Genomic DNA, 988 nt, shown 5'->3' with positions numbered 1-988 from the left:
CGCTTTCGCTTCTTCTTCCAAACCAAAACTCATGTCCAGCATCAATGCAACAGAACCAATCATTGAGTATGGGTTAGCTTTGTTTTGGCCAGCAATATCTGGTGCAGAACCGTGAGAAGGTTCGTAGTATGCTTTCTCAGGCCCCATACATGCTGATGGCATTAGACCTAGAGAACCAAGAATACCGCCACCCTGGTCACTCAAGATATCACCGAACATGTTTTCCATGACCATGACATCAAACTGACCTGGGTTCAAACATAGGTGAGTCGCAGCTGCATCAACCAACATGTGAATGACTTCTACTTCAGGGTAATCTTTAGCAACTTCTTCAAGCACTTCGTTCCAAAGTACAGAAGAGATCAATACATTACTCTTGTGAATATTGTGAAGAACTTTCTTACGCTTCATAGATTCTTTAAAAGCAACTTCCAAAATCTGTCGGATCTGGCTTTCATCGTAATCCAAGGTTTCTTTTACATAGCGAAGGCCATCTTCAGTCTTACCACTTTCTTTTCCACCGAAGTAAAGACCACCGATCAATTCACGAATCAACATGATGTCGATACCATTGCCCACTACTTCTTTTTTAAGTGGTGAGAAATGAGCCATACCTGCTGGCAAAGAAATCGGGCGAAAGTTTGCATAGGTATTCAAACGACGACGCATTGGTAATAAAGCACCACGCTCAGGACGCTCTTCTACAGGAATCTTCTCAGACTCTTCATGGCTCAAGCCGATTGGGCCTTTAAGAATTGCATCCGCTGTATCACATAGATCAATCGTTTCCTGAGGGAAAGACTTACCATGTGAGAAGTAAGCACTGGCTCCGAATGGGCCGTCGATGCAATCAAAAACAACATCACGTTTTTCTTCAATTAGCTTTAATACACGCAAAGCCTGCTCTGTAATTTCTGGGCCAATGCCGTCACCTGCGAGAACCGCAATCTTGTATGTTTGAGTCATTATTTTTTCCTAGCGAAATAAT

Annotated in this window: 1 protein-coding gene; it reads right to left on the bottom strand. The window is 42.9% G+C overall.

The genetic code is table 11. The annotated features are described in order from the left end of the window. Positions 1-966, bottom strand: a 966-nt coding sequence (gene leuB, locus A3756_RS01405) for a 3-isopropylmalate dehydrogenase (RefSeq protein WP_068552736.1), incomplete at its 3' end; no start/stop codon positions are given. Between the last annotated feature and the right edge of the window lie 22 nt (positions 967-988).

It is taken from the genome of Oleiphilus sp. HI0086, assembly GCF_001635225.1.
This window is presented reverse-complemented; position numbering and strand designations above follow the sequence as displayed.